At 44.9% G+C, this 21,902-nt stretch carries 18 protein-coding genes; 7 read left to right on the top strand and 11 right to left on the bottom strand.

Going from position 1 to position 21,902, the window contains the following annotated elements; translation table 11 throughout:
* Nucleotides 1–55 precede the first annotated feature (55 nt).
* From QUA25_RS00545 to QUA25_RS00525, 5 genes are all read left to right on the top strand, one after another.
* Nucleotides 56–1,027, top strand: a complete 972-nt coding sequence (locus tag QUA25_RS00545; protein WP_333034751.1) for a sodium-dependent bicarbonate transport family permease — start codon at nt 56–58, stop codon at nt 1,025–1,027.
* Nucleotide 1,028: 1 nt separating this feature from the next.
* Nucleotides 1,029–1,340 carry a P-II family nitrogen regulator gene (locus QUA25_RS00540; RefSeq protein WP_223300725.1) on the top strand — a complete coding sequence of 104 codons (312 nt, stop codon included), beginning with the start codon at nt 1,029–1,031 and terminating at the stop codon, nt 1,338–1,340.
* A gap of 493 nt (nt 1,341–1,833) precedes the next feature.
* Nucleotides 1,834–2,865, top strand: coding sequence for a type I glyceraldehyde-3-phosphate dehydrogenase (gene gap, locus QUA25_RS00535; RefSeq protein WP_333034748.1), 1,032 nt, complete (start codon nt 1,834–1,836; stop codon nt 2,863–2,865).
* Between the two features lie 149 nt (nt 2,866–3,014).
* Nucleotides 3,015–3,380 (top strand): DUF1823 family protein, encoded by a 366-nt coding sequence (locus QUA25_RS00530; RefSeq protein ID WP_333034746.1) that lies wholly within the window; start codon nt 3,015–3,017, stop codon nt 3,378–3,380.
* 292 nt (nt 3,381–3,672) lie between these two features.
* Nucleotides 3,673–4,368, top strand: a complete 696-nt coding sequence (locus tag QUA25_RS00525; RefSeq protein WP_333034744.1) for an LPS assembly lipoprotein LptE — start codon at nt 3,673–3,675, stop codon at nt 4,366–4,368.
* Between the two features lie 249 nt (nt 4,369–4,617).
* Here QUA25_RS00525 and QUA25_RS00520 read toward each other — a convergent pair whose 3' ends face one another.
* Entirely contained in the window at nt 4,618–5,343 is a 726-nt protein-coding gene (locus QUA25_RS00520; protein ID WP_333034743.1) for a glycosyltransferase family 25 protein, read from the bottom strand.
* A gap of 179 nt (nt 5,344–5,522) precedes the next feature.
* Nucleotides 5,523–7,814, bottom strand: coding sequence for a protein phosphatase 2C domain-containing protein (locus QUA25_RS00515; protein ID WP_333034742.1), 2,292 nt, complete (start codon nt 7,812–7,814; stop codon nt 5,523–5,525).
* Between the two features lie 923 nt (nt 7,815–8,737).
* Here QUA25_RS00515 and QUA25_RS00510 point away from each other — a divergent pair.
* The gene (locus tag QUA25_RS00510; RefSeq protein WP_333034739.1) at nt 8,738–9,094 is read left to right on the top strand and encodes a hypothetical protein; all 357 of its coding nucleotides are present in this window, start codon (nt 8,738–8,740) and stop codon (nt 9,092–9,094) included.
* Nucleotides 9,095–9,299: 205 nt separating this feature from the next.
* Here QUA25_RS00510 and QUA25_RS00505 read toward each other — a convergent pair whose 3' ends face one another.
* The 3 genes from QUA25_RS00505 to QUA25_RS00495 form a co-directional block, all read right to left on the bottom strand.
* Nucleotides 9,300–9,644, bottom strand: a complete 345-nt coding sequence (locus QUA25_RS00505) for an NAD(P)H-quinone oxidoreductase subunit M (RefSeq protein ID WP_333034736.1) — start codon at nt 9,642–9,644, stop codon at nt 9,300–9,302.
* A gap of 75 nt (nt 9,645–9,719) precedes the next feature.
* Nucleotides 9,720–10,241 (bottom strand): hypothetical protein, encoded by a 522-nt coding sequence (locus QUA25_RS00500; RefSeq protein ID WP_333034734.1) that lies wholly within the window; start codon nt 10,239–10,241, stop codon nt 9,720–9,722.
* A 277-nt stretch (nt 10,242–10,518) separates the two neighbouring features.
* Entirely contained in the window at nt 10,519–12,255 is a 1,737-nt protein-coding gene (locus QUA25_RS00495) for a pentapeptide repeat-containing protein (protein WP_333034733.1), read from the bottom strand.
* Between the two features lie 25 nt (nt 12,256–12,280).
* On the opposite strand from QUA25_RS00495, the gene QUA25_RS00490 reads away from it, so the two are divergent.
* A complete protein-coding gene (locus tag QUA25_RS00490) occupies nt 12,281–13,081 on the top strand; it encodes an ion transporter (protein ID WP_333034732.1) in 801 nt (266 codons plus the stop codon).
* A gap of 179 nt (nt 13,082–13,260) precedes the next feature.
* Here QUA25_RS00490 and QUA25_RS00485 read toward each other — a convergent pair whose 3' ends face one another.
* The 6 genes from QUA25_RS00485 to QUA25_RS00460 all read right to left on the bottom strand — a co-directional run bounded on the left by QUA25_RS00485 (nt 13,261) and on the right by QUA25_RS00460 (nt 21,811).
* Complete coding sequence (locus QUA25_RS00485; protein ID WP_333034730.1) at nt 13,261–14,637, bottom strand: ATP-binding protein; 1,377 nt, start codon at nt 14,635–14,637, stop codon at nt 13,261–13,263.
* Nucleotides 14,638–14,745: 108 nt separating this feature from the next.
* Nucleotides 14,746–16,101: an ATP-binding protein gene (locus tag QUA25_RS00480; RefSeq protein ID WP_333034728.1), complete on the bottom strand. Its 1,356-nt coding sequence runs from the start codon at nt 16,099–16,101 to the stop codon at nt 14,746–14,748.
* A gap of 675 nt (nt 16,102–16,776) precedes the next feature.
* Nucleotides 16,777–17,343, bottom strand: coding sequence for a hypothetical protein (locus QUA25_RS00475; RefSeq protein WP_333034726.1), 567 nt, complete (start codon nt 17,341–17,343; stop codon nt 16,777–16,779).
* A gap of 263 nt (nt 17,344–17,606) precedes the next feature.
* A complete protein-coding gene (locus QUA25_RS00470) occupies nt 17,607–19,172 on the bottom strand; it encodes a hypothetical protein (protein WP_333034725.1) in 1,566 nt (521 codons plus the stop codon).
* A 374-nt stretch (nt 19,173–19,546) separates the two neighbouring features.
* Complete coding sequence (locus QUA25_RS00465) at nt 19,547–19,876, bottom strand: transposase family protein (protein ID WP_333034724.1); 330 nt, start codon at nt 19,874–19,876, stop codon at nt 19,547–19,549.
* Between the two features lie 558 nt (nt 19,877–20,434).
* On the bottom strand, nt 20,435–21,811 hold the full coding sequence (locus QUA25_RS00460; RefSeq protein ID WP_333034722.1) for an oligosaccharide flippase family protein: 1,377 nt from the start codon (nt 21,809–21,811) through the stop codon (nt 20,435–20,437).
* Nucleotides 21,812–21,902 lie beyond the last annotated feature (91 nt).

Raw genomic sequence — 21,902 nt, 5'->3', positions numbered from 1 at the left:
GCAACAATTACTGGGGAAGTAATATTAAAAACGCAAGAAAAGGGAGTGACCGATCGTGGATTTGAGTTTAGTATCGTCAAATATCTTAAATCCCCCAATATTAGCTTTTTTCATGGGAATGCTGGCAATTTTTCTCAAATCTGATTTAGAAATTCCAGCGCCCATCCCCAAACTGTTTTCGCTGTACCTGCTGTTTGCGATCGGATTTAAAGGTGGCGTCGAACTGTCCAAAAGCGGAATTGACCAGCAAATCGCCCTGACAATTTTGGCAGCGATGCTGATGTCAATGCTAGTACCAATTTATACTTTTTTCATACTGAGGATAAAACTCGACTCTTACAATGCCGCGGCGATCGCAGCCACCTACGGTTCCATCAGCGCCGTCACATTTATCACCGCAACCTCCTTCCTCACAGCACAGGGGATCGACTTTGACGGTTACATGGTAGCCGCGCTAGCATTAATGGAATCCCCAGCAATTATAGTTGGTCTGATTCTAGTCAGTATATTTGGCGGGGAAGAAGGAAAACGCGAAATAGTTTGGCCCGAAGTGTTGCAAGAAGCATTCCTAAACAGTTCAGTTTTTCTGCTGATTGGCAGCCTAATTATGGGCGTACTGACAGGAGAACATGGTTGGGAAGTTATGAGTCCGTTTACTCAAGACTTGTTTTACGGAGTTCTGACTTTTTTCTTGCTAGACATGGGGCTGGTTGCCGCTAGCAGAATTAAAGATTTGCAAGAAGCAGGAATTTTTCTGATCGGCTTTGCAATCCTAATTCCGATAGTCAATGCAGTAATTGCTTTGGTAATAGCCAAATTAATCGGAATGCCGCAGGGAGACACTTTGCTGTTTGCCGTATTGTGCGCGAGTGCTTCTTATATAGCAGTACCAGCAGCCATGCGCCTAACTGTTCCCGAAGCGAATCCAAGTCTTTACATTTCAACTGCCTTAGCAGTGACATTTCCATTTAATATCATTGTAGGCATTCCCCTGTATCTATACGGAATCAATATGTTTTGGAGGTGAGATGATGGAGTCAGTCAAAAGAGTAGAAATCATAGCCCACTCAGTAGAACTCGGCAAGATTTTAGACGGTTTAGATAAAGCAGGCGTACCCGGTTATTCGGTGATTCGTGATGTCGCTGGAAAAAGCACTAGGGATCACGTTTCCCGTGATTCATCAATGACGGCGCTGGATAACATTTATGTGCTTGCTTTTTGTTCCCCAGCTCAAGTTTCAGCAGTTGCAGAAAACATTAGACCCGTGCTCAATAAATTTGGTGGGTCGTGTTTTATTTCAGATGCGGTGGAATTGCTAATTACTAGGTGCGTCGGGTAGTCATTAGTTATTGGTGATTATACCAATGCGGAAAAATTGAGCTACACATAGATTCTACACCATATGTTTAGGGACACGGCATTGCCGTGTCCTTGCGCGTATCTGCGACTGTAATCCTAGGCTTTGGTTCCGACAATCGCCACTGGTGATAAGGCCAATCCGTTTCGGCTTTTGGATAAGTTTTTTATTATTACTTTAGCGTGATTTTAAAAAGGCAATTTTGAAAATAATTTCTGTCTATTATAGCACTTTTACAATTTGACAAAAAGCAGCCATTAGCCATTAGTCAGCGGTCATTTCAGGATTAATTGCCCTTCCCAGCCAGGGCAGAATTCAGAATTCTTAAGAGATAGAAAAGAATCAGTTGCCAAAATCCGTTAGCGTGGTAAATTCTAAGCCACAACAGGCGATCCTCTTCGTTGGCGTAGCCCCCGTAGGGGCGGGCTTCGCTAACGCCAGATCGACTAACGATATTTTCAATAGGAGTTTAAACATGGCTGCATTAAAAGTCGGCATCAACGGATTTGGTCGCATCGGACGGCTAGTCATGCGTGCCGGCATCAAAAACCCCAACATCGAATTTGTCGGCATTAACGACTTAGTTTCGCCAGACAACCTGGCTTATCTTTTCAAATACGACTCTACCCACGGCATCTACGACGGCGAAGTGGAAAGCAAACCAGACGGCATTGTCATTGACGGAAATTTTATACCCTGCACAGCGATTAGAAATCCGGCAGAATTGCCTTGGGATAAAACGAGTGCAGACTATGTTGTAGAATCTACCGGATTGTTTACAGATTTTGAAGGCGCATCAAAACACTTGACGGCGGGAGCAAAACGAGTAATACTTTCAGCACCGACAAAAGACCCGGAAAAAGTTCCAACTTTTCTAGTCGGCGTCAACCACCACAAATTTGACCCGACAAAAGATACGGTTGTTTCTAATGCTAGCTGTACGACAAATTGTTTAGCACCAATTGCCAAAGTTATCAACGATAACTTCGGTTTGGAAGAAGGTTTAATGACTACAGTTCATGCAATGACAGCTACTCAACCAACTGTAGACGGCCCCAGCCAAAAAGATTGGCGGGGAGGACGCGGTGCGGCTCAAAATATTATTCCATCTTCGACCGGTGCAGCAAAAGCTGTTACTTTGGTGTTGCCAGAATTGAAAGGAAAATTGACTGGAATGGCTTTGCGGGTGCCAACTCCCGACGTGTCTGTAGTTGACCTTACTTTCAAAACGGCGAAGGAAACTAGCTATAAAGAAATTTGTGAAGCAATGAAAAAAGCTTCGGAGGGCGAACTCAAAGGCATTCTGGGATATACTGAGGATGCGGTGGTTTCGACAGATTTTCAGGGCGACGCGCGATCGAGCATTTTCGATGCAGGTGCGGGAATTGAACTGAATTCTAAGTTTTTCAAAGTTGTTTCTTGGTACGACAACGAGTGGGGTTATTCTAGTCGCGTGATTGACTTAATGCTGTCTATGGCCGAGAAAGACGGAATTTTGAATAATTAATTTTTTGGGGTGTGGCATTTTGGGCGGGCTGGCGTGTCCACCCCACAAACAAATTCCTATGATTTTTTGTGGAACGGGCATCTTGCCCGTTTCTGATAATATTATTTAATGTGAGTTAAACTTTTTTTATTTCCGATTCGATCGCGCTCATGTCTGAATTACCACCGCTGAATAACGAAACTATTTGGGCTATTCTCAACGAAGAAATCGACGATGCTGCCGTCAACCGATTAGTTTGGCAGTATCTGGGCTACCGCTGGGATGCCGAGACTGGCAAGTGGAACAGTGCAGGTGTTGCAGCCGAGTGGCGGCAAGAGTACCCGGAACCGCCCGATTTTATCGATTCTAGGCCCGCGACAGTGAAATTGACTCGATCGACCCCTCCAGAAAACAAGCAGTTGCTGAAGGAAAAATTGGGCTTTAAAGGCTATAAAATTGGGGAATTTGGGCCCCGACAGACTCGCAGGGCGACGATGGCTAATTGGTTGATGGGTTTTATGGAATCTGGGGCGTAACTGGAATTTTGGATGGCTGTGCGGTTTGTTCCCACGTTAGAGTACAGAGATATTAGATTTTTTGGCAGGAAAACCCTTAAATCCCTATAAAGCATTGAAAGCTTGATTAAACTCTTCCTCTGTTTCTCTGAGTTCTCTGCGTCCTCTGCGGTTAATTAACCAAAATTAAGCCTGTTGAAAGTCAAAAAACACTAAAAACCTCCAATTTCAACATCCTCACCCCCAACCCTGACATCGGGCTGTTCCGTAAAGTATCCTAGAGTCGGCACAAAACTACTGTGAGGTAAGCTTTATGAAAACAACCACCATATCTCGCTTAACCAGCATTTCCCTCGTTACCCTAATGCTAGCAGGCGTTTCAGTCAATGCGATCGCCACACCAGCCACCACCCAACCCGCAACCCAACTCGCCCAAGCTACTGCCAAAAAGCGCCTAGTCGTCATGGACTTCGACTACGGCACCACCAACAGCTATTACACTTCCTACCGGGGAGTCGGCGCCGCCAAAGGCATCAGCGAACTGCTAATCAACGAACTCGTCAACAACGGCACTTATACAGTAGTCGATCGCAGCAAACTCGAACAAGTGCTCAAACAGCAAAACCGCAGCGGTGCGATGGATGCCGGCACAGCAGCCGAAATTGGCAAACAATTAGGAGTTGACGCCGTGCTTATCGGCACCATTACCAAGTTTAATATCGACAAACAATCCGGCGGCGGCAGTTTCATGGGAATCGGCGCTGGTTCACAAAAAACCAAAGCTACCGTTCAAATAGATGTGCGGTTAATCGGTACAGCTTCGGGAGATATTCTTGCCACTGCCAAAGCAGTAGGAGAAGCCGATCAAAGCGATTCTAATATTTCTGTCAGAGGTGTCAGCGGCAATTCTGGCAGCAGCAATGAAGAGTCACTTTTGAGCGCGGCAGTTGACAAAGCCGTCTCACAAATGGTGACTAAACTTGCAGAGGTATCTAAGAAATTAGGTTAGCAATCAAGCATCCTATCAAATATGCTGATACCAAATCCGGCATAAATATTTCCTGGATCTCTTACTCTGTCCGAGCCTACGTCGTGTCGCGTAAACTCCGGCAGACTTTATTTGTATAGTTTGAGGTTAAAAGGTTTCAACCCCCTCCTTCATCAAGGGAGTAATAAACCCGGATTTGGTATTAATTATTTTCCGGACAATTGTGCTCACAGATTCGAGCTGAGTAAACTATTTTAAACTCGAACTCAATTAAGTAGAAAGGCTACGCTTCAGCCATGTTTTGGTTGTTCTTGCTGCACCTGCCAATTGCCAGACCCCAGGTACACGGTCAAACCAGGCATTAGGAGAGATGTCGCTACGAGAACTCCTTTGCCACCCCAGGTTTGGAGAAGCAATCAAGGTGACAACATCAGGATTTTGAGCTCGGAAAGTAGAATAAGCTCCGTCGAGGTGCATCGGGCCGCCGTCGGGATGTCCCGGAGGTCGCTGTTGCAGTTCTTCCAGAAACCGCAGGAGGCGATCGAAAATCCTGCCATTTACAGCGTAAAAATGAGTTGTCATCACCTCCTCAGAAAAGGGCACGAGGGCGACAGGAGGCTTTTGTTCAATCTCTTCGACGTGTCCGAAGTAGACGAAATCCCAATCTTGCTGACACAGTTGTTCGACGATAACAGCTTGGTGTGCTCTTAACTTTGGTGAAATTTCTAGGTCGTCTTCTACAATCAGGATATTGCTCAATCCCTGCTGTTTTGCCTGCTTGAGGATAGCTAAGTGACTGTAAAAGCATCCCCTCGCCCCAATGCTGGGGAAACCTCCAGCTTCGTCGGGGCGGATTGCGGGAAATATCTCAATTTTATGGGGCGTGAGGGGCATTCCTGCTTCCTCTAATTCGTTGACTATGAGCTGGCGTCGATCTTTCCTCTCAGGTAGATTTACCGCATAAACTCCCTGGAAATAGTCTGTGATTTTCGTCATAGTTCGCTCTGGCATCAAGAATTTGATAAATCTTCGGCTGGCTGGACTCCGATTTCAATTTAAGTCTCTGTCTGCCTTAAATTCCTCCATCTTTAGCAAGAGGTATCTTCCTTTTTCTCAAACTTACTCAAATCCCCTCTGCAAAATCTAGCAATGAGAGTTTAATTAGCATTTGGATTTCAGTCAGAAGCAACGCATTTCCCCTGTTGAGTTGGGTTTAATACTAGGTTAGAGACTACTTTAGAAACAGCAGCTTGTTCTTGAATCCATCCGATTTCCCCCGGTTGCAGCTTGGCGCTTTCTACTTCAACTGTTGGCTTAACTGCCGGGGAAGGCGAGGGAGTTGCCACAGCGGGAGATGGATTCAGTGTCGGTTTTGAAACTGTAGAAAAATCTTTATTAGACTCGGGTTTCGGAGAGTTCGATCGCACTATTTCAGGAAGCGAACAAACTTTCAATTCCAGCCAATTGCCTTGAGGCGTAAGCTGTTTGTTTGTCACCTGCAAAACGCTGCCGGCTGGGACTGTTCCTTTGACAGTCAACTCACCGATTGCGCCTCGCAAATCCAAGCGATCGCCCTCTTTTCCCACTTCCCCAGCCGCAGAACTTTTAATCTCTATAAACGATCCTGTTTCTAAAGATTGGACAGGAGAAGCTACAGATTCAACTGTTTTCTCCGGCATCCTTCCAGCATTAATTAAACCCCGTTTCCCGAAAATCGACTCCCCGGCAGTATCGATCGCGCGACCCACCGGAGGGATGAAAAAATAAGCAAATACACCCCCTAATCCTAATAAAAATAAAATTTTCAGCAGCAGCGAAAATAAACTTTTGCTTTTTTCCGGCTGTAACAACTGCGTTTTTCCTTCAGAATTCCCATCGCCAGGGCTTGTCGGCTCATTCAAATCCGTTGGCAAATCCTCGCTGTCGGAAATTAGTTCGATCGGCGTATCTAAAGGTGCGACAGACAGTTCTGTAAAAGTATTGCCTTCTTCCCTCAAATGTGCTTGACAGTGAATTAAAGCAACAGTGACGTTATCGTGACCGTTTCTAGTATTAGCAATATCAATCAGTCGATCGCGCGCCTTACCCAAATTAATGGTACCGTCGAGAATTGGCAAAATCTCCGCTTCCCAACATTCCTCAACCCGGTCTTTATCACTCAAACCGTCGGAACACAGCAGCAAAACGCAGTCTTCATCCACCGGAAAACGCTGCACAGTCGGGTGCAAAGTGTTGGACGAAGTAATGCCCAAAGCTTGAATCAGAGCTCCGGCGGCTACTTGTTCCAAAGCATCCCGGTAGAGAGAGTAGCCCAAACGCACCTCGCGGCAAGCCACATTATCATCGAGAGTAACTTGATAGCAGCCGGTGCGGGTAATCCAGTAAGCCCGACTGTCTCCGACGTGGGCGACGTAGAGTTCGTGAATGTGGGCTAAACCCATAACTAGGGTAGTTCCCATCCGCTGCCGGCCTTGGCGGTGTTCGCTGTCGTTGCGACTGGCTATCTTGTCGTTAGCAGCACAAGCCGCCCGTTCCAGCTTGGAAGTCAGGCTCAACGGATCCCAATTAGCCTGATGCAGGGGCATTTGCTGCAACTTGTCGCGCAGCACACCAATCGCTTCTTCCGAAGCGACTTCGCCGCCGTCTTGTCCACCGATACCGTCGCAGACGATCGCGCAAGCTTCCGCACCCGGCTTTCCTGCGAACAGCGTACCGCTGGGCGGATAGCAAGCATCTTCGTTGTGAGCGCGGGATCTGCCTACATCCGTGCCCGTGGCAATTTCAACGTGACGATCGTACAATTTGCCACATTTTGCCAAAGCTTTATCCAATTGGCCCATCAGTTGTTCGCCGTGGCGCACTTGACCGGCAACCATTTGCTGGCAAAGTTGCCTCAAAAAATTGGCAATAGTTGGGTGAGCATCTTCGAGCCACTGCTGCCACAATTTGCCCAACTGCGACAAATGAGGCGGTTTGCGATCGGGCTGCAATTCCAGAAACCGCACCAATTGCCCTTCCACCCGCAGCAGTTCCGGAGTCAGCAGCGTCGAAGCCACGCCCTGAGCGATACACGGCTGCCACAACTGGGCCATTTGCCACAGCCAATTGAGCTGGCGCATCGCTGCTGCTCCTTTCCAGGAGTCCGCCAATTCCGGCATTAAAGATTCCGTCACCTTCAAAATAGGCCCGTTTTCCAGCAGCCAGATATCTCCCGATAGCTTGCTCATCTTGGACGATACCAGGCCGTATACTTGAGGTACGTGCAACTGATAGGCAAACAGTCTCAGATAAGGAGTGACAACACTCGGAATCTCATCGGGCAGTTCTGGCAAGTGTTCGGGTTGAGTATCGACAAGAAGTCGATCGCGCTTGACCAAGTAGCGACCAGCGATCAGATCGCCTGGCTTACACCCTTTGATCCCTTCACCTAAAGCCCATAAGTAGTGTTTTGCCACAGAGTTTTGCATAAGGGTTCCTGACGCCTTTGGGCAAGCGTGCTGATCTGAACTATTTTAGCGATTGAACCTCGACGGGTTGATACGTGGCGATTATTTGACACCCCCGCTTTCTCAACAGACGGAGATTCTTAAGACTTCGCAGTCCTAATATCCTGATTTTTCAGGTTCCCGGGCTCACCACGTTTCCACTGTTGTGTGCGTAGTGATATCTCCTGACAATGTTTTAGGCGTGACTTTCCCCCAGTCCAGGGGTAGGTTTTAATGTCTTGTACTGACACAAATAGTCTACCATTTTGTTAACCCGCCGATGAATTTTGCTAGGAGCTTTCAGAGTTAGACGATCGCGCGAGGCCCAAGTCCTCGGCTTGAAATCACGCTGTTTTCAGCATATTCCTGATAGTGGCCATTTCCGAAGAAATCGCAGCACTCAAGGGAATTGACATTTTAGACTAACTATAATGGTATGATGCTGCTAGGTAGAAATCACCTGAGCCGACAGGTATAAATAAATATCAATTGTCGGTTTTCTCGCGAAGGGTCATCTGTGCCTCGCACCCTAGTTTCGCAACAGAAGTTAAATTTAACCCTACCCAAAGACGGATACAAGCCCGCAGATTCATCTGTCGAGTCAATCTAAAATCTAAAATCTAAAATCGACTGACGGATGCCAGCCCCCGACACGAATCGTGGACAGCAAAAAAAATTAGATATTAGTTCCAGCCCGCAGATTCATCTGTGGAGTCCATCTAAAGTATAAAATCGACAATCTCACATCTCACATCTACTGAGGGACGCAAGCCCCCGACAGGAGTCGTGGAGAGCAAAAAAAATTAGATATTAGTTCAAGCCCCCAGATTCATCTGTGGAGTCCATCTAAAATCTAAAATCTAAAATCGACTGACCGGCCTCTGCAAGCTGTTGAGTATTTAACCATGCCCCCACATGAGCCCAGCGCCTTTCCCAAGAATTTGCCCGATCCGAAGCTGCCGCCTGCTGTTGAAATAGACGAAATACTCACTAGCATTCAACATTCTCACAGTTTTTATTACAAAGTGATGAATCTTGAGGTTTGGGCGCTGGTGGAAACCTTGGATGGGCTGTTTCCCGGCGCTTGGGGTCAGTTTATGACCAACCGCCAACTTGCAGTTAAACAGTTTTTGGAACGCGATCGCGTTCCAAATTCTCCGGTTGATGCTGGGGAGGCGGGGGAGAAGTCCGATCGCAGTCGGAACAAGGAAGAAGCCGGGAGTCAGGAGTCAGGAGTCAGAAACAAGCAGGAAGAAGAATAAAAGCAGATTTTCCCAATTCTCCCCATCTCCACCTTTCCTCTGTATCCAAGTCTAAATCCCCAAAGCGAGAGAAAAAACAGAACCCTCTTTTCCCCCCGTACTCCCCTGATTAAGAGAAGTAGGAGGGATCGAAACTCAGCTACAAGCGACATTTATTATGGGTTTCAATCTTAAGTTGACATAAATGCCGATCGCCCGATCGCCGTTACAGGTGAATTTTGGCATCAACTTGAGGCAATCCCATGCTGTAGTTGACAGCGCGGCTGTTGAGATTGTAGCTGATTTGGCCTTTTTGTAAGAGCGATCGTACCAAGTGTTCCAACTCCGAACCGATACGACGGAGGTTGTACTCGGTCAAGTCTTCGCCCTCGTATGCGTCTACGAGTTGGTCGAATTTGGCATATACCTGTTTGACTGACTCGTCGTTCCAGTTAAGTTCGTTATCTGGGTCAATGTCGAGGGTCAAAAGGTCGTTGCTGGGTACGAGTTCGTTATCTTCGAGGATGGCGGTGTATATGCGAATATGGCGGGTTGTTGACTTAAGCTGCATGAGTTCTTATGTGTAAAGATTTTTTGCTGAGTTTATTGTAATGGCACAGAGATGCGCGGGGAGGGCGGGCGATCGTCAATTTCTCGGAATCCCGAAATATTTTAGTTGTTCGGCAGTCCAATTTTTGTAATATTCAGTTTTCTCTAAAGCATCGGAAGCTGGCTTCAGCTTAGAATTTACTTGAACGGTGAAGCCCGGATACGGCATCCTCCTAGTATGAAGCCCGTCAATATTAAAATCTTCTTCGGGATGGATGTGAAAAGCCAGCAAGCCCAATTCTGAAATCTGATTATTCAATTTGTCTATCAATTCTTTAGTTTCTGGCGCAGTAATTGCTGTTTTTTCGGGATTAATTACTACCATGATTTCAAATTCCGAATTGTACAATTCATAAATGGATTTCATTATGGCAGAATCGCGATCGAACTCAGTCAGCGCAGAAAACCGCTCGATTTTGAATAAAATTTGATTAGCCAAGCGTGCTTTTTTACTGAAGGGACAAATCGGTAAATCGCTAAAAACTGGATGCGGCAACTCGACAAACTCCGTCATCCATCTGAGGGTGGATTCTATAATTTCTGTGTCAGATTCATTCATCGACAATCTATGTATTTGATATTTCACACTCATCATACTTTATTTTTATGGAAGGCGATGCACACCATTGGTGTCAATTTAACGCTATTTCCCTCAGTCCGGCAGGGGTTTAAACCCCTGCCTCATAGCAAAAGTCCTCGCTATGATGACTGAAGAACTCATTAGTCCTCTTCAGAAGACTTTTACTATTAGCATGGGAATTCATTCCCTGGCGGACTTTCGGTTAAATTGAAACAAATACATTGTCCATCTTGCTGTTTAATATTGGCGATCGAATTTATTCGTGAATTGTGCCATCTGGCATAATTGCACCTGTAAGTGTTGCATAGTCCAGATTTGCTCCAACCAGTTTAGCTTCCTTCAGGTTAGTTTTCTCTAAGTTTGCATAGCTCAAATTTGCCCCACACAAGTTTGTAGAATGTAAGTCTGCTTCACTTAAGTTTGCATAATGTAGGTTAACCCCAGACAGATTAAAGCCACTCAAGTTTTGCCCGCTCAGATTAACGCTCTGTAAGTTTACCCCAATCAAATTTACCCCTGTGAGGTTAGCACCATCCAAGTTAGCGCCTAAACAGTTTGCCCCACTCAAACTTGCTCCACTTAAGTTAATCCCAATCAACTTGGCATAACTTAGATTTGTGCCAGTCAAATTTACCCCACTCAAATTCATGCCACTAAGGTTAACTCCTTGAAGGTTTACCCCAGTCAAACTTACCCCTGTTAAGTTAACACCACTGAGGTTGGCACCACTAAGGTTGACTTTAGTTACCTTCGATTGGCTTAAATCGGCTCCTGTCAGGTTAGCACTACCTAGACTTGCCTGAGTTAAGTTAGCTCTACTGAGGTTTGCTGTAGTCAGGTTTGCCTTATCTAACTTTGCTTCACTTAAGTTGGCTTGACTCAAATTTGCCTGAATTAGTCTTGCATAATACAAGATTGCCTTAGTTAAGTTAGCCCCACTTAAGTTAGCTTCAATCAAATCCGCACTTTGCAAGTTTGTTGAGTTCAAATTTGCGCCTTGCAAGTTAGATCCAATCAAATTTACTTGAATCAACTTGGCATTTGCTAGATTGGCACTGCTGAGGTTTGCTTGACTTAGACTGACATTAGAGTCGAGAGTTTTGCCACTTAGATCCACTCCCGTTAGGTTTATCCCTGTAAAGTCGCGTTCTCCGTCTTCATACCGTTTCCAAAATTCCTCAGCACTAATAGCTGCTTCCAGATTTTCTAGTGCAGAATCATCTATTTTTTCCTCTTCCTGAGATTGCATAGTATCCGCATTTACAGGAGTAGCAGCCGACTGTTCTACCGCTTCGCTAGATGCTGGAAGCGCTGTCTGATCGATCGCCTCTTCCCGCAATAGCTTATCCACCCGATCGCTAAACCGCCTCACAACCTCAGCATCATCAACCTTCTCAGCAGCATTCGAGCTTTTCTCAACCGCATTCTCAACATAATACTTATCTACAAAACTTTGCAACCCAGCATTATATCCCTGTCCTACGGCCTGAAACCTCCATTCGCCATTCTTCTTATACAAACGTCCAAATTCTAAAGCCGTTTCTTGGGAAAATATCTGATTTAAATTGTACCGAACCAATTCGCTAAGAGTCTCTGAATTGTAAAGCCGGATAAAAGCATTTTCAACTTGACTAAAACTTTGATTTTTTTCCTGTCCGTCGTGAAGAGTCACCACAAACACAATTTCCTGAATCGCCGCATTGATTTTGCTCAAATCCAGATAAACCGTCTCATCATCTCCCTCAATTTGTCCATTCCTGCTGTCTCCCGAATGCCGCACCGAACCGTCCGGCGATGTCAGATTGTTGTAAAATACAAAATACTTTTCATCGGGAATGCGACCGTCCGCCGCTAACATAAAAACAGATGCGTCAATGTCGCAGTTTTGGGCTGTCTGGCTGACTTGCCACCCCAGGGCGATCGCAATTTTATTGAAATTAGGAGTTTCTTTAGAAAGATTGAATCTTTCACCCTTAGTTAATTCGATACTCATATGCGATAATTCCCTTACCTCATAAATGGTATTAATTATCTCATCTATGTTAACCCGATCGCAAATTGGATTTTATCTCGAAGACATCGAAACCCCAATTGGCAGAACCGTCAATTTAACTCTTACCGGACTAATTCTCTTATCTTCGACCAGCTTCATCGCCGAAACTTACCCGATTTCGGAAACTGTTAGAATTAATTTGCAAACTCTCGATACAGCGCTTTTAGTTGTTTTTGTGTTTGAGTATTTATTGCGACTATGGTGTGCCGAAAATCGAGTTAAATTTATTTTTAGTTTTTTTTCAATTATTGATTTGCTGGCAATATTACCATTTTTACTGGGATTTGTCAACGTTAGTTTTATCAGAATTTTCCGCTGGTTTAGGATTCTCCGACTCATCCGCTTTCTGGAATTAAAAATTTCTATTTTCCGCATCAGCAGCGAAGATGGGGTGATTTTTGCTCGAATTTTGTTTACTTTGCTGGCAATAATTTTTGTTTATTCTGGTTTGATTTATCAAGTCGAACATCCGGCTAATCCCGAAAGTTTTGGAACTTTTTTGGATGCTGTTTATTTCTCGGTTGTCACCATGACCACCGTGGGATTTGGCGATGTTACTCCGATTTCGGAATCCGGTCGTTTTCTGACTATTTTGATGATTTTGACGGGAATTGCTCTAATTCCTTGGCAATTGGGAGATTTGATTAAACACTTAGTTAAAAGTGCTAATCACGGAGAAGCTGTTTGTAAAGGTTGCGGTTGGTCTGTACACGATGCTAATGCTAGATTTTGTAAAATGTGCGGCAGTCAATTAGAGAATGGTTGACTGTTGAGTGTTGACTGTTGAGTGCAGTACAGATAATGGGTAGGGAGACGGCATTGCCGTGTCCTATACTTCATAAATCAGGAATACACTGTAACTTCTTCCCTCTTCCTTCTTCCTGAGATCCGTTACATCCGTTACATCCGTTACAGAATCCGTTGCCGAACTTCCCTCTTCCTTCTTTAAGCCAAGGGTAACAAAATTTCAAATTCAGTGCCTCTGCCTAACTCCGATCGCATTCTGAACGCACCGCCGTGTTTGCCCGTCACAATTTGATAGCTAACTGCTAAACTCGTTTCTTTGAGGGCGCGTTTTTCCGTAGAGAATGATTCTATGATTTTTTTGTACTTGCTAGGTGACATTCCTGGCCCGTTATCTGATATGCAAATCGACACCCAGCGAACATGAAGTTTGTCTAAATCCGCCGCAGGTTCGGGACAGCAGACTTGAGTGGTGATTTCAATTTTAGGCTGGCGATCGAAGTCTTTGAGTCCTCCACCTTTAAACTCTTTCGCCAATTCTTGACCGACTGCTTCGTTAATTAACGTATGAATAGAATTGGTCAAGATATTCATAAATACTTGGTTTAGCTGTCCTGCATAGCATGGCACTGGTGGCAGGTAGCCGTAGTTTTTCACTACTTGGATTTCCCTAGTCAAACGACTTTTGAGCAGCAAAAGTATGCTGTCTATGTTGGCGTGCAAGTCGGTGGGTTTGGGATAAATATCGTCGATGTGGCAGAAGTTTTGCAAACTGCTTGCCAACTTGCTCAACCGTTCGGCTCCGGCTTTAATGCTGGCAACAGTTCGGAGGAAATCGTTTTGCAAAAAGTCATAGTCTATCTCTTCCTTGAGCCGTGCTATTTCCGGTGGGGGGTCAGTACAGTATGCGTCGTAAGCTGAGAGCAACTCCATCAAGTTTTTGCTGTAGTCGGTGACGTAGGTTAAATTCCCCCAAATAAAGCCTACCGGATCTAAAATTTCGTGGGCTACTCCGTTGACTAAACGCCCTAAACTAGCCATTTTTTCGCTTTGAATCATTTGAGTTTGGGCTCTTTCGTAGCGGACTTGAGTTTCGATGCCACGAATTTGCCAGTACGCGATGTTTAGTGCGTTAGGGTCTAAGAGCCGGTAAGATTGGGAGTCTATTTGGACGACGATCGGTTCTGCCTGCAATTCGGGCGATCGACGCAGAGCTTGCGGGGCTGCTGCCAAAATCGTTGTACTCTCTGCGACTAATAATATTTCGACGCGAGCGTAACTGTAGAGAACTTTCAGCGGCAGGTGCAAAAAGAGCTCTGGGCCTTGGGGTTTAAGCAAATATTCCAGCAGTTGCCTGCGGGATATCATGCCAGCAAACTCTCCTGCTTCCATCAAGACGACCCCCGGCACTAGGGGATGCTGTTCAAACATTTCGGCAACTGCCACGGCCAAGCAGCTCGATTTTACCTGAAAGTCATACAGGGGCAAATCCCAGAGGGTAGACTCTAGGGAAAGGTCTTGATGGCTGCCTTCGGAGAGTGAAGGGCCAAGGAGTTTGGAACTGAATTTATTTGCCACTGGAACTTTTAGTTGCCGAAACGCTGGGAAAGTGAAATGAGAACCTACTACTAAGCTACCCTATCATTTCACCGCAGGAGCGAACAACCGAGAATATTCTTGAGTTAATCATGTTGTGCCAACTATAGGCAGGAGAATTTCAAATTCAGTGTTCTTACCTGGTTGCGATCGCATTCTCAGTTGGCCGCCGTGCTTTTCTGTGACGATTTGATTGCAGATAGCCAGCCCCATACCGGTGCCTTTGCCTGCTGGTTTAGTGGTAAAAAAGGTTTCAAATATCTGCTTGTGATTTTCTGGGGCAATGCCGGGCCCGTTATCGGCAATGCAAATTGCGGCCCTCTTGCCGTGTTCGGTTTCTATAACTTTAGTGGTAATTTCGATTTGGGGCTGCCAGTTGTCCCCGCACGGGGTGTGTATTTCTCGATCGGCTGCGTAGTCTGTCAGGGCGTCTAGAGCATTAACTAACAAATTCAAAAATACCTGACTCAACTGACCGGAGTAGCCACTAACTAGCGGCAGTTCGCCGTAATTTTTAACCACTTCTATGCTGTTTTTAAAGCGGTTTTTCAGAATTAACAGCGTCATCTCCACGCATTCGTGAATGTCTGTCTCGGCTGGTTTTGTCTCGTCCATGTGAGAGAAGTGGTGCAGCCCGTTAACTATTTTTAGCAATTGCGAGGCTCCTAACTCCATCCCTTCTAAGGTGATCGGCAAATCTTCTTGTAAAAAATCAAATTCAATTTCTTTTTTAAGGGCATCAATTCGGGCACACGGTGCCGAATATTCTTCTTCATAAAGCGACATTAGCTGGAGCAAGTGTTCAAAATAGGACAGCAGAAAAGTTAAATTTCCCCAAATACAGTTCAGCGGATTTCTGATTTCGTGGGCTACTTCTGCTACAATCCTCCCCAAACTCGCCATTTTTTCTGTTTGGATGAGTTTGGCTTGGGTTTGTTTGTGGAGTAACTTATTTGTTAATTGGTGGATTCTTGATTGAGCGACCATTAATTGGTGTACGTCTAACAGCTTGTAGGTCTGAGGGGCTATTTCCACTACTACGGGTTCGTAAATTAATTCTCCTGACCTGTAAAGCGATTCCTGGGCGGCTTCTACTATTAATTTACTGCCGGGAAGTACCAGCGGTTCTGGCTTGGAAAACTTGTACAATACCTCTATGGGTCGCTTGAAAAACATTTCTAATCCGTAGCGGCGGTTAACTTTTTCAAAAAATAGACGCCTGGATATTATGCCAACAAAATTACCCCCCTCTGTCAAAATGACGCCGGGAAGCATGGAATTTTGTTCAAAAGCCTGGGCTACTTCTTTTGCCTGTTGAGTTAATTCAATTTGGCAGTTGTAGAGTGGCAGGTCTAGGAGAGTTGATTCTAAGGAGATGTTCCAAGTACAAATTTCAGCTATATGCAACACTGATAACTCCGAGCTAATCTCACGCACAGCAAACATAGATGAAACCCCTGTTAAAAATTGTATTCATGAACAACTTAAGTTGCTATTAATTCGTAACGGGTAATTTGTAGCGGGTAGTTGCTCATTTGTGAAATTACAACAGCACCCCATGGGAAAACCCGATCGCAGTAGCATTGTCTGCTAAAGATTTTGTTTCTAAGTCAATATTAAACGATCGAAGCTTTTGTGGAACTTACTGAACTCTGCTGTAAACTTTTTACCATGATATACCTGCGATCGCGTGTTTTCGGAAAATGTTTAATATTTATAACGAATTATTGTGATAAATTATACCATTGTTCTAGTGATAGAAGGGAATTGGAGAACCGCGAGTAGGTTATAAGTGAATATACGGGCCTCCTTCGAGGGTTCGAGGGTTCGGATTAGCTATCGTCCAAGGGGCTTGCAGCCTCCTATTGTCAAGACTAGGGCCCAGGCCAAAGAAAGTTCGGCAACCGATTCGCTTTCTTCGGATGTAACCGAATGTAACGGATGGAAGGCTTTAGTTATCTAGGAGAGAAGGAAGAAGCAATGTTCCGCAAGGGTTTGTGGAATTAAGAACATCCTAACCGTCAGCCGGAGTTCCTATACCAGTCAAAAGAAATGCAACTTTAGGCAACTTCCGAACCTAGATAGTCATAAGTTTTTTGCAATCTGCAATCTCCAATCGTCTTAGGGTTCCACCTCCGGCCAAAGGCGTTCTAGCTGATACCGCCAAGCCGCGAGAGTGTTTTCGCGAGACTCTCGCCCTAGTTCCATTTCACCCATCAATCCCTCTGCGTAGAAACGGTCTAAAGTCTGAAGGGTAGTTTCCACAGACTGTCCCTGCATCTTGGCAGCTTTGATGATTTGACGGATGCGGCTTTCTATTAAACCGCCGAAAAAGTCGGACAAACCTCGCTCTTGCAAAGCCAGCACTCGGGCGACGGCGGCCGAGAAATCTGCGGCCGCGAGTGTGGCACAACTGTGCTGAAATACTCCCCACAAAACGTTTTGATGTAAGGCGTAGCGAGTTTCAAGGGTGGTGTCAAAGTTAGCTTCTAGCAGTTTATCAAGAAATGGTTGAGCTTCCTGGGCATCGGCGATCGGCAGCAAAATCCGCAGCCAACTCCCGTCTTCAGAAAGGAGGACTAACAGGCGAAAATTGGGCGTTTCTACTTGCCAAGAAGTGGCAGCAGGCATCTCAACACTGTCACCAAATAAGTCTTTAAGGGTATTGCTAATTTCTTCGGGAGTCATGAGAATTTTAGATTTTAGGTTTGAGGTTTGAGATGTGAAATTGCAGGCTGCTGAGTTCGTTTCAAAAGTTTGTAATATTTACCAGTATGGCTTAGTATCAACTCAATTTCAAATCAAAAATCTCAAATTTCAAATTTCAAATCAATTTAGTAAAAGTAGGCTGTGCACCGCGCATATTTCAACGCTTAGTGTTTATGGGCGCACCTTAACCTATTGATATTTACCAATATCGGTCAATCTAAAATCTAAAATCTAAAATCGATTTAGGGGAGCCACCGGGGGTGATAGCCGGCAAAGGGAAGTTCTTCTGGCTGTAGTTTTGCGGGAGAACCGTCTGCCGATATTTCTACTAAGGGTAGCAGCCAGAGGCGGCTGGTGGCGATCGACTGTCCACTATCGTTGCGGGGACTGTCTGCTACTGAGGGAGTTGCTGCTGTGACTGATTGGTCGAAAATTAATGCCAGCCCGTCGGGAGATAAACTGATTTGGGTATCTAATTGGTTGGGCAAAATCAGCAGCGGTTTGATGGTTCCTACCAAACGAGTACCCTCTTTTTTGAGGTCGATGGTGGCGATGAAAGGCTGTTCTTTGTAGCTTTCTGTTTTGAGGCGTTGGGCTAACAAACAGTAAAGACGCTGAACTTGGTTGTCTTGGTTTTTGCGGGGGTCGAAATAAACGGCCATAATGCTGCCGGGAATACGCAATATTTCTTGTTCTACACCTTGGTTATCTAAGATGAAAAGCGATCGAGTAAAGTCGCTGTTGTATTTAACATAGGCGGCGGCGGAGTTGTCGCGGGCCATACCCAATACTTGTTCGTATTTTGGCAAAAATTCTACTGGGTCTGCTTCCGGTTTGAGGGGGACGATCGCTAATCCTTGTTTTTGAGATATTACCATCGATTTGCTATCGGGGCGAATCATAAAATCTCCGCCTTGTTCATTTTCCAACGGTCGGGGCGGCACTTTTTCTTCCACAATCCAAGGACTGAAATCGCCGGGATTGCTGCGGTTGACGCGCTGGACAACTATGATTTTTCCGTCGGCTGAGAGGTCGAATTTGAGGTTTTGGTAATCTTTGGAGTCTAAGATTTTGTCGATTCTACCGGCTGGGTATTTTTGTTTAGTTCCTGAGCCCGATTGGGGGTTGAGGCCAGTGGTGACTGTGAATAGTTCTTGATTTAGAGTGCCGCGAGTACGGGCGATCGATCGATCTGTGGCGGAGAATAAAATGCGATCGCTGTCAGGATACGGTTTAAAATCGGTAACGACTAAATCTTTGGGAGTCAGCGGTATCGGTTTCGAGTCGCTGCTGGTGAGATTGACTAGCATTAATCTGCTTTCAGTTTCGCCTTGGACACCGATGTAAGCAAAAGCTCGATCGCGGCTGCGAAAGGAACTGCTAAACGGTTGCATTGGCGTTCCTTTTTTTTGGTTGTTTTCTCCGAAATACTTGTCGGTTGCTCCGGCGAGTTTGACTGTGTAGGTAACGCCGTAGGGTGCTGGATCTTTGAGGGTGTAAGCCATGCGTCTTCCAGCCCAACTAAATTTACCGGGGAGGGGGGGTTCTAGCTTTAAGTTTTCCTCGACGGTGGACTGGTTCATCGGCCGAAAGAAGGTGAGGATAAAGCCGGTATCTTCAGCGCCGATTTGTTTGTTTTCCCAGGTAAATTCTCGCACTCTGGGTGCTGTGCGATCGCCGCTCAGCAGCAGCAGTCCGATTAAGACGCTCAGCACTAGCATGAGGAAGATGGCCGTGCGGTCGATCGGCTGTTTGAATGGCAGAATAGCGAAGGGTGAAGGATTAATTTTTTTGTTAAAAATACTCACAAATCTTTCTCTCCTATTTCTGCTGAAAATTAACTACCAAATTTTCCCTCTTAAATTTTACAGTCCTAGATGCACTCCAGGCCCCCAGAAACCCGTTTTTTTTTACCAGGCGAAAGGGCTGCAACGAAGTATACTGATTTTAGATTTTAAATTTTAGCTTGTACAGTGCATAATGGCTTAAAATTGCTCGATCGAGAGAGGTATTGACGACCGTCGATCGCACTACCATTGTGCCAGTTGCGTCCAGGACTGTTTTAGATTTTAGATTTTTCAATACTCCGGACAGTTTTTGGAACGAGACTACAAGCTTACGCGGGGCCAGGAGCATAAAGAAGTCGAATTAAATGTAAGTCACGGGTGGAGCTGACATTGATTTAATGATCCACAGGGGCTGCGAAGTCAACCGAACATAAGCCCTTGGGCCATATAAAAACTCTCCGGAATATTGGCGGTTCAATTCGAGAAAATACTCGACTAAACCTGTCATGAGATGGTATACTATTCGCTAATTTTAGAAAGCTTTTTAACCATTCATATTTGGCGTTACCATAGGCTTCTATTGTCACCCATCCGTCTGCACCGCTGATGATAGCTAGAATCCTACTCGCGATAATATATTGGAGCAAATCTTCTTTACTTTTTTCTATTTTTAAGTCGTTCAAGGTGACAAAATTTTCTAAAAAACTGGCAGTTACAATATTCACGCTTAGGCAATGAATCTATTTGTTTTTGTTGCGAAGTTAAAGTTTTACTAAAACCTCTTGCCATTGCTAGCACCAATAAGCTACCACAAACTACATAGAAAATTAGTCCGATTTAACTGTAGCATATTTTGGGTTCCAGTTAAGATGCGTTTACCTTAATTGTGTACCTGAGTCTCTCTATTTCTGCTGTGGATTTTTCTGTATTTTTAGATTATTTAACTGATGTAATGTCTGCTACAGCCCAGCAAACTTTTTGGCGTTTTTTTTCCGGCTGTTCGTTTTCTTTGAATAAATTTATGATGCGACTTCTTTTATGGTAAAATATCATTTTAGTAGGCCTCGTGGCAACGCGAGATATTTCTCGCAATAGCCCTATTTGTAAAAAAATAAATAGCCCTACTTTGCTGATTATATTTTACGATAGCATAACATACAATCTCCTTTTTGTATCCGCTCACTAATTCGGGGCGGACTACCCACTCAAAAACGATTTTGCGTCATTTGAGGTGAATCGTTGAGCGATTTACCCCGGATTATTGAGCGGATACTCCTTTTTGTTTACTGAAACAGTTGATTAATTGGGATTAAATCCATCGGTGATATTTTATCTATCGGCAGCTCCAAACCAAAAGCCACTCTACCCCAAATTATAATGAGCAGCACCCCTACAAACAGCCCTGTTAATTGAATATCCTGCAAAAAACAAGTTAGTCCTTCTTTCCACAAACCGTAGCTAATTACTGCATAGGTAGGAAGGTCGCCGAGAGCTATAGCAATCACGGCACCTAAATTACCTTTTAAGTGGTATGCCAGCGGTATACTTATACATAGATTCACAAAAGTCAGCAGATTGCCCATAGCTTGGTACTGAGACTTTCCTACGGCTAGCAGACAAGAACCCATCATATTGTGCAGGGTGGTGTGCCAGATACCTAAAGCCAAGATTGGCATCATCCAAGATGCCGCCACATACTCTTTCGGATAAAGTATTAAAATTAACTGATCTCCGAAGCTCACAAAAATTGCTAAACCTACGGCTAATGGTATTAGAATTAGCTTGCGGTTCTTAAGTATCTTCGCACGCAACTCCTCCCGGGGTAACTCTGCCAGCATAGAAATCGAGGGAAAAATCACCCTGCTGCTAATGGCGATAATTATTTGGCGCGGCATATCGCCGAGAGTAAAAGCTATGCCATAAATACCCAACATTGTTAAAGTAAAGATTTTCCCAAGGATGAGTCTATCGGCTTGAGAACACAAGAAAAACAAAGCCGTAGACAAAAATATCCATTTGCCATAAGAAAATATTTCTTTAGCTGCTTCTTTATCCCAAGCAAAGCGGTTTGACTTGCCGGGAATCAAAAAATGGCTCCATACTACCTCTATTAAAGCTCCAGTAAAGCCGCCTGCAACGATCGCCCAGATGCTGGGATCGAACCAGGCCCAGACAATCATCACTGTTGTAGAAACAATCTGTTGACCCAACTCAAAAATTACTACTTCCTTCACTGCCATTTGGCGTTCTAGGCTGGCTGTGGCAGTGGATTTAAAGCCTCCTATTAAAGAATTTATACCTATTAGTGGAATCAACCACAGGAGACGGGGCTCTCCATAAAAACTCGCAACAGGCTGGGTAATTATAATCAAACAAATCCAAACGAAAAAGCTGCGAATGACTTGCATTGTCCACGCGGTGTTGAGAAATAGAGGATCTTCCCCGCGCTTATTCTGGATGATGCTTGGGCCTAGACCTATGTCTGAAAATAAGTTGATCCCTATGATGAAAACGTAGGCTAGACCTACCAGACCAAATAGTTCTGGCAAAAGCAGGCGCGTCAAAATTAAGTTGCTGCCAAATCGGATAATTTGACTGCTTCCATAGCTGACGATCGTCCAGGCTGCACCTTTGATAGCTAATTTTTTTCCTGATGACATATACTCAGAATTTATTTACTTAATGACGAGTGTAGTTGCTGAATTTGTTTTTGGCAACTCCTAGAGGATGGTGTTGCCACTTTTATAGCTG

This window comes from Microcoleus sp. Pol17C6 (genome assembly GCF_036701145.1).
In the GTDB taxonomy this organism is placed as follows: domain Bacteria; phylum Cyanobacteriota; class Cyanobacteriia; order Cyanobacteriales; family Microcoleaceae; genus Microcoleus.
The sequence above is the reverse complement of the archived record's forward strand: the minus strand, read 5'-3'. Positions and strand labels throughout refer to the sequence as shown.

Excerpts from the sequence above, each read along its gene's own strand:
- QUA25_RS00540 (WP_223300725.1), top strand. The coding sequence starts at position 1,029 with ATGATGGAGTCAGTCAAAAGAGTAGAAATCATAGCCCACTCAGTAGAA.
- gap (WP_333034748.1), top strand. The coding sequence starts at position 1,834 with ATGGCTGCATTAAAAGTCGGCATCAACGGATTTGGTCGCATCGGACGG.
- QUA25_RS00530 (WP_333034746.1), top strand. The coding sequence starts at position 3,015 with ATGTCTGAATTACCACCGCTGAATAACGAAACTATTTGGGCTATTCTC.
- QUA25_RS00525 (WP_333034744.1), top strand. The coding sequence starts at position 3,673 with ATGAAAACAACCACCATATCTCGCTTAACCAGCATTTCCCTCGTTACC.
- QUA25_RS00520 (WP_333034743.1), bottom strand. The coding sequence starts at position 5,343 with ATGACGAAAATCACAGACTATTTCCAGGGAGTTTATGCGGTAAATCTA.
- QUA25_RS00515 (WP_333034742.1), bottom strand. The coding sequence starts at position 7,814 with ATGCAAAACTCTGTGGCAAAACACTACTTATGGGCTTTAGGTGAAGGG.
- QUA25_RS00510 (WP_333034739.1), top strand. The coding sequence starts at position 8,738 with ATGCCCCCACATGAGCCCAGCGCCTTTCCCAAGAATTTGCCCGATCCG.
- QUA25_RS00505 (WP_333034736.1), bottom strand. The coding sequence starts at position 9,644 with ATGCAGCTTAAGTCAACAACCCGCCATATTCGCATATACACCGCCATC.
- QUA25_RS00500 (WP_333034734.1), bottom strand. The coding sequence starts at position 10,241 with ATGAATGAATCTGACACAGAAATTATAGAATCCACCCTCAGATGGATG.
- QUA25_RS00495 (WP_333034733.1), bottom strand. The coding sequence starts at position 12,255 with ATGAGTATCGAATTAACTAAGGGTGAAAGATTCAATCTTTCTAAAGAA.
- QUA25_RS00490 (WP_333034732.1), top strand. The coding sequence starts at position 12,281 with ATGGTATTAATTATCTCATCTATGTTAACCCGATCGCAAATTGGATTT.
- QUA25_RS00480 (WP_333034728.1), bottom strand. The coding sequence starts at position 16,101 with ATGTTTGCTGTGCGTGAGATTAGCTCGGAGTTATCAGTGTTGCATATA.
- QUA25_RS00475 (WP_333034726.1), bottom strand. The coding sequence starts at position 17,343 with ATGACTCCCGAAGAAATTAGCAATACCCTTAAAGACTTATTTGGTGAC.
- QUA25_RS00460 (WP_333034722.1), bottom strand. The coding sequence starts at position 21,811 with ATGTCATCAGGAAAAAAATTAGCTATCAAAGGTGCAGCCTGGACGATC.